At 39.4% G+C, this 6,020-nt stretch carries 6 protein-coding genes and 1 pseudogene; 3 read left to right on the forward strand and 4 right to left on the reverse strand.

Annotation, left to right across the window (positions count from 1 at the left end; translation table 11 throughout):
* The coding region (locus B4237_RS05105) for an efflux RND transporter permease subunit (protein ID WP_286941968.1) at positions 1 to 817 on the forward strand (817 nt) is incomplete at its 5' end.
* Positions 818 to 829: 12 nt separating this feature from the next.
* Complete coding sequence (locus B4237_RS05110) at positions 830 to 2,299, forward strand: efflux transporter outer membrane subunit (protein WP_278596603.1); 1,470 nt, start codon at positions 830 to 832, stop codon at positions 2,297 to 2,299.
* A 192-nt stretch (positions 2,300 to 2,491) separates the two neighbouring features.
* On the opposite strand, the gene B4237_RS05115 is transcribed toward B4237_RS05110, so the two are convergent.
* Positions 2,492 to 2,710 carry a hypothetical protein gene (locus B4237_RS05115; RefSeq protein ID WP_004880972.1) on the reverse strand — a complete coding sequence of 73 codons (219 nt, stop codon included), beginning with the start codon at positions 2,708 to 2,710 and terminating at the stop codon, positions 2,492 to 2,494.
* Between the two features lie 793 nt (positions 2,711 to 3,503).
* On the opposite strand from B4237_RS05115, the gene B4237_RS05120 reads away from it, so the two are divergent.
* Positions 3,504 to 4,418 (forward strand): LysR family transcriptional regulator, encoded by a 915-nt coding sequence (locus B4237_RS05120; RefSeq protein ID WP_061392811.1) that lies wholly within the window; start codon positions 3,504 to 3,506, stop codon positions 4,416 to 4,418.
* A 62-nt stretch (positions 4,419 to 4,480) separates the two neighbouring features.
* On the opposite strand, the gene madM is transcribed toward B4237_RS05120, so the two are convergent.
* The 3 genes and pseudogenes from madM to B4237_RS05135 all read right to left on the reverse strand — a co-directional run.
* Positions 4,481 to 5,242: a malonate transporter subunit MadM gene (gene madM / locus B4237_RS05125; protein WP_061526724.1), complete on the reverse strand. Its 762-nt coding sequence runs from the start codon at positions 5,240 to 5,242 to the stop codon at positions 4,481 to 4,483.
* Positions 5,243 to 5,270: 28 nt separating this feature from the next.
* Positions 5,271 to 5,672, reverse strand: a complete 402-nt coding sequence (madL, locus tag B4237_RS05130) for a malonate transporter subunit MadL (RefSeq protein WP_278596602.1) — start codon at positions 5,670 to 5,672, stop codon at positions 5,271 to 5,273.
* 48 nt (positions 5,673 to 5,720) lie between these two features.
* A pseudogene (locus B4237_RS05135) lies at positions 5,721 to 6,020 on the reverse strand (malonate decarboxylase subunit epsilon); the annotation flags it as partial.

Raw genomic sequence — 6,020 nt, forward strand, 5'->3', positions numbered from 1 at the left:
AGAAGACATTTCACAGCTCAAAACACGAAATGATGCTGGGCAAATGGTTCCACTCTCTTCATTGGTGAAAGTCACACAAACCTACGGTCCAGAAATGGTCGTGCGATATAACGGCTACACTGCGGCAGATATTAACGGCGGTCCTGCGCCGGGATATTCTTCAAGCCAAGCAGAGGCCGCTGTTGAACGCATTGCAGCAGAAACCTTGCCGCGTGGGGTAAAATTTGAATGGACAGATTTAACCTATCAAAAAATCTTAGCGGGTAATGCAGGATTGTGGGTATTTCCAATCAGTGTCTTACTCGTGTTCTTGGTTTTAGCTGCACAATACGAAAGCCTTACCCTTCCTTTGGCTGTTATTTTGATTGTTCCAATGGGTATCTTGGCAGCACTGGCTGGAGTCTGGTTCACGGGTGGCGATAACAACATCTTTACCCAAATTGGACTCATGGTGCTCGTCGGGCTGGCCTGTAAAAATGCCATATTAATTGTCGAGTTTGCCCGTGAACTAGAAATGCAAGGTGCTACGGCATTTAAAGCAGCTGTTGAAGCAAGTCGTTTACGTTTACGCCCAATTTTGATGACCTCGATTGCCTTCATTATGGGTGTAATCCCACTCGTAACATCGACAGGTGCTGGTTCAGAAATGCGCCATGCCATGGGTGTAGCGGTATTCTTTGGCATGATCGGGGTCACGTTGTTCGGTCTATTCCTCACCCCAGCATTTTATGTCCTGATTCGTACATTGAATAGCAAACATAAATTGCATTCTGCTGCGGTACACGAAGCACCTTTACATAACCCGAATCATCAATAAGGAGGACATTTGATGAAAGCATCTACGCCAAAATGGTTATTGTCCTCACTGATGGGAAGCCTGCTGCTCGCAGGCTGCTCTCTTGCGCCTGAATACCAACCAGCACAAGTGATTATTCCTATCAAATTTAAAGAAGCTAATTCAGCACTTGAAAACGAACAATGGAAGATTGCTCAACCCGCCGATGAACACATTCGAGGTGAATGGTGGCGTGTCTTTAATGATTCGCAATTGAATGAACTTGAACAGCAAGCTATTTCAGGTAATCAGAATCTAAAAAGAGCGGCAGCAAATATTCAATCATCGCGTGCGCTAAGATCAGCAGCTCAAGCAGAGCGCTTACCGAGTATTGGTGCAGGTTTTGGACCGACGCGCCAGAAACCATCTCCTGCATCATTAGGACTGGATGCGAATGCACCAACCTCAGCACGTACTCTATGGCGAGCACAAGCAAACGTTTCATACGAATTAGATTTATTCGGACGGATCGCAAGTAGTGTGAATGCTGCAACAGCAAATGTTCAGCAACAAGAAGCGTTGTATCACTCTGCTCTACTTGCACTTCAAGCAGATGTTGCTCAAACCTATTTTTTGATTCGACAATTAGATACCGAGCAAGTGATTTATCAGCAGAATATCAAACTGCTCACTGAAACACGCGATTTAATGCAACTTCGTTATCGCAATGGCTTAGTCAGTGAATTGGACTTTTCTCGTGCCCAAACCGAATTATCAACTGCGCAAAGTGACGCATTAAATATTGCGCGTAGTCGAGCGACAGCTGAACATGCACTCGCAGTATTGTTGGGTAAAACACCAGCGGAATTCAGTTTAACAGCTCAACCTGTTAATTCGGATCTCGTTGTTTTGCCTACTGGACTTCCATCCTCTCTGCTTGAACGTCGTCCTGACATCGCTGCGGCAGAACGAGCTATGGCAGCAAATAATGCACGTATTGGTATTGCCCGCGCTGCATTTTTCCCCAAATTAGATCTCACAGGTGCACTCGGATACGAGTCAGCAAGTTTAGGGAGCTTAGGGAACTGGTCAAGCCGAACCTTTTTATTAGGTCCTGTTGCGGGCACAATTTTATCTTTGCCTTTGTTTGATGGTGGACAACGTAAGGCTGGCGTTGCTCAAGCGCGTGCAGCTTATGAAGAAAGCGTCGCTGGTTATCGGCAAACCGTCTTAAATGCATTTCGTGAAGTTGAAAATGGCTTGTCTGATCAACGCATCCTTGATCAACAAATACAGGCTCAAAATTTAGCACTAAAATCGAGTAAGCATGCCAATCAACTGGCACATTTACGTTATCGTGAAGGTGCTGTGAGCTATTTAGATGTGATTGATTCCGATCGAAATCTATTACAACAGCAACAACGCGCTGCACAACTGAATGGAGATCGTATGCTTGCAAGCGTAGATTTAATCCGTGCTTTAGGTGGTGGTTGGGAATCTGTACCTGCTAAAACAGCGTTGTAATCTTTTGATCGATGGCACTAGATAAGTTTTGGACTCGTCTAGTGCTTTTTTATAAAACGTCCTACTTCAACGGCGAAAACCCCACAACAATTATAGTTATGGAATTTCTTTTAAATTACTCAAAATAAATGCATCAAATCAATTCAGTAGAACCGATAGGATTTAAAGAAAAGTCAGTTCTTCACACTCAAATTAATTTGAATGAACGATATCAATAAAACGATAGATACGGCCATCTTTTGGATTTTCATAGAGCAATTCCATATTCGGTCGCAAAATCTCACCTTCAATTTCAATATGCTCAATGCGTTTAAATAAAGGAATCTCTAGATCATTTACCTTGCTAATTAAAGCAATTGCAACATTTTCGGTTTCAAACTGATCCTTTACTTTGATTTGTATATTTTTCATTGAAAAAACTTCCATTTTAAAAATTTGAAAAACACAGCTGAACTAAGGTTTAAATGAAAAAAGTGACAATAAAGTGAAAATAAAAGCAGCTGTGCGATGTAAGGTTAAGTTGATTCCATAACGGAGTCTTGTGCTAAATTTTGCAAAGAAAATATGGCAAATTACAGCTAAACTTGTCGACAAAATGGTTGTAACAAAAAATATTAAAAATAATTTATATATTAAAAACAAAATCTTAAATAAGAACTCATGAGTTCAACACATGACGTCAACCTTTTTTAAAATGCATACTAGATCACATATTAATATAAATTTTTCAATTATATGTCTCTGTTTTTCATTCTAAAAACTTATAGATTTTTTAAATTTTTATTTGATTGTAGTGGCTAAATGTATCTCAATCACTTTTTAGATGTTCACAATAGTAAGACTGAGATTAAGTGATAAATATAAAAAAAGCCACATCTGGAGAATGTGGCCAAGGGTATTGCTTTGCTTGCTACGGTGTTTGCCGTATCTTTAAATTAATGTACTAAACTTAAAGAAATCTGAATTTTTAAAGTTTTTGATTTTAATGGGCGGTTTAACTCATTTATATGCCATCATCAAGCTGCTGATTAATCGTCAATGCACGCTAAGACCCTGAATATTAAGGCATCTAATTTTTTGACAGATTTTAGTCTAACATGGAGCATTGAGCTAAATTTTACCCTTAATATGAACTGAAGCTAAAAAGGTTCAAATACGTAGAAATATTTTTTCTAAGACCTCATCTGGTACAGGCATTATTGATATGGAAATCGATGAAGATTTAACTTTACGGAAAATTCAAATATTCCTCGCATTTATGCGTTATGGCAACCTTTCAAAAACAGCCGCCGAAATGCAAATCAGTAACGTCAGCGTACATAAAGCATTGCACTCTTTAGAAAATAGCTTGCGATGTCCTCTATTCAAAAATGAAGGACGGAATTTAATTCCCCTAAAAAGTGCATATGTTTTACAAGAGAACTCACAGAAAATTGTTCAAGACATTGTTACCGCTGTAAATAAAACCAGAGAAGCAGCAGGTTTCGCGGCAAAAGTATTGCATTTAGGTTCGTTATATTCACTTACGGTCAATACCATTCCCAACGTGATTAGTGGTCTGAAGTTGAGGCGTGGTGAGTTGGATATTCAACTCTTGCTCAGCTCTAATCTCGATTTAGTTAAAAAATTAAAAACGACTGAATTAGATGCCATTATCGTTGCTTTAAATGAAACAACATCTGATGCTGATTTTGAAAGTTTAGCAATGTTTCAAGATGATATTTATTTAGCTGTGAATAAGAATTCTCCGCTTGCGAGCCTCGAAGAAATCGACTTAAGTACATTAAAAGATGAAACGTTTTTAACCCTATCCAAAGGCTTTGCAACACGTCATGACAGTGACGTCGTATTTGAAAAAGCAGGCATAGATCCTAAAGTCTTTTTACAGGTTAGCGATATTTTTACTTTAATCAGTATGGTGAGTACAGGAGTGGGTTTAGCCTTATTACCCGGTCGTATCTCAACCATCTATGAAAGTTCAGTCAAGTTGATTCCTCTGCAATCACCTTATCAAATCAAACAAGAAATTGGCTTAGTCTTTCTAAAGAGTAAGGAGCGAGATCCGAACCTCTTAGCATTAATTGCTGAATGCAGAATGTTTGCGCGACAGTATCTATAAATATTGAGGGGAAATGATTCTGTCTGAACCACCTCCCCCTCATCTGTTAAAGCAAAATATATTTAACTGAAAATCGCATTTACCGTTAAGAAAAATATAGACGGTGCTAACAAGCATCCAAGGCCTGTATAAAATGTCGCAACCAATGCACCATAAGGAACTAATCTAACGTCTGTACCCGCCAATCCTGCCGCTGTACCACTGGTTGTACCTGCCAAACCACCAAATACCATCGCAGAACGCGGACTTTTGAGATACATAAACTTTGCAAGCAAGGGTGTGCCAATCATAAAAAATACCGATTTAATTAGACCAATCGCGATAGACAAAGCAATCACATCTGAACTTGCACCAATAGCCGAACCCGTAATTGGCCCAACGATATAGGTCATCGCACCCGCACCAATCGTCGTCATTGACACAGGATCTTTGTATCCCAAGAACCAAGCAACCACAACGCCGATTACAAAGGGCACCACACATCCTAAAAGCAAGGCAACTAATCCAACTTTACCCGCCTTTTTTACCTCTTTAACATCAACCTCAAAAGCTGTTGATGCAATCGCGAGATCACGAATCATTGCCCCGCCTAATAATGCAAATCCCGAGAAAATTGCAATATCAGATATACCCTTGGTCCCGTTTGTATAAACACCTGCAAAATAGGCAACCACCAATCCCAAAGTGATCGCAATCGCTGAACTCTGTAATTTTCCTTTGGTTAAATATTTAGACAGTAAGTGTGAAACAAACATCATTAGCCCAGTCACCGCAAGTGCTGTCACAAGTGCATTTTTACTGAGAACCGCTATTAAAGTTTCCATCTCATAATTCCTTTATGATTTTATCGTTTTAAGCTGTTTTTCCCGTTGTTTCAATAGACCATTCATAAGTTTCATAGTCGCCACTAATACGATTTAAATATCGAATTACAAGCACGGTTCCGATCAGCGATGCAACGGATACAATAATTCCAAGTAAACCACCTGATAGTGCAGCAACGACATTTTGACCTGCTGACATTGCCACTACGATTGGAATGTACATACCAGACCAATATAAAATTCCGAATTGAGTGACTTGTGGTAAATAACCTTTTTTTGCCAATAGTTCTTTGGCCAATATCAGTAAAAGCATGGAAATCGCCACACCACCGACATTTGCTTTTACGCCGAGTAACATACCCAACGTATTACCAAAGTAATCACCTAATAAATGACAAATCGCTAAAATAGCTGTTCCGTATATAATCATTTTAAATTTCCTCTATCCTTTGAGTGACATCATTTTTTTGATTAGGCGTTATACAAAATCGTTATCCTTTTGCATTGCCATAATCAGATTTTCAAGTTGTGTATTTTGAAAGGATAATAGTGTTCCTTCTTTAAATACTTTACGTGCTAAGCCTGTTAAAACCGTTCCTGGTAAAGCCTCGATCTGTAAGCGTGCGCCTCGTTCCCAAGCTGCTTGAACAGTGTTGTGCCAATCAATCATCCGACTCATATTAAAAACAAGATCATCAATAATCTGAGTATCTGTTCTTAGTAGCCGTGCAGATGTACCACTTAAATATTGAATTGTAGGTTGCTGTGAATTGATTCC

Source organism: Acinetobacter sp. UBA6526 (genome assembly GCF_002434875.1).
Classification (GTDB): domain Bacteria; phylum Pseudomonadota; class Gammaproteobacteria; order Pseudomonadales; family Moraxellaceae; genus Acinetobacter; species Acinetobacter venetianus.

Bases quoted from the DNA above. Each gene is read 5' to 3' on its own strand.
- B4237_RS05110 (WP_278596603.1), top strand. From the start codon at position 830: ATGAAAGCATCTACGCCAAAATGGTTATTGTCCTCACTGATGGGAAGC.
- B4237_RS05115 (WP_004880972.1), bottom strand. From the start codon at position 2,710: ATGAAAAATATACAAATCAAAGTAAAGGATCAGTTTGAAACCGAAAAT.
- B4237_RS05120 (WP_061392811.1), top strand. From the start codon at position 3,504: ATGGAAATCGATGAAGATTTAACTTTACGGAAAATTCAAATATTCCTC.
- madM (WP_061526724.1), bottom strand. From the start codon at position 5,242: ATGGAAACTTTAATAGCGGTTCTCAGTAAAAATGCACTTGTGACAGCA.
- madL (WP_278596602.1), bottom strand. From the start codon at position 5,672: ATGATTATATACGGAACAGCTATTTTAGCGATTTGTCATTTATTAGGT.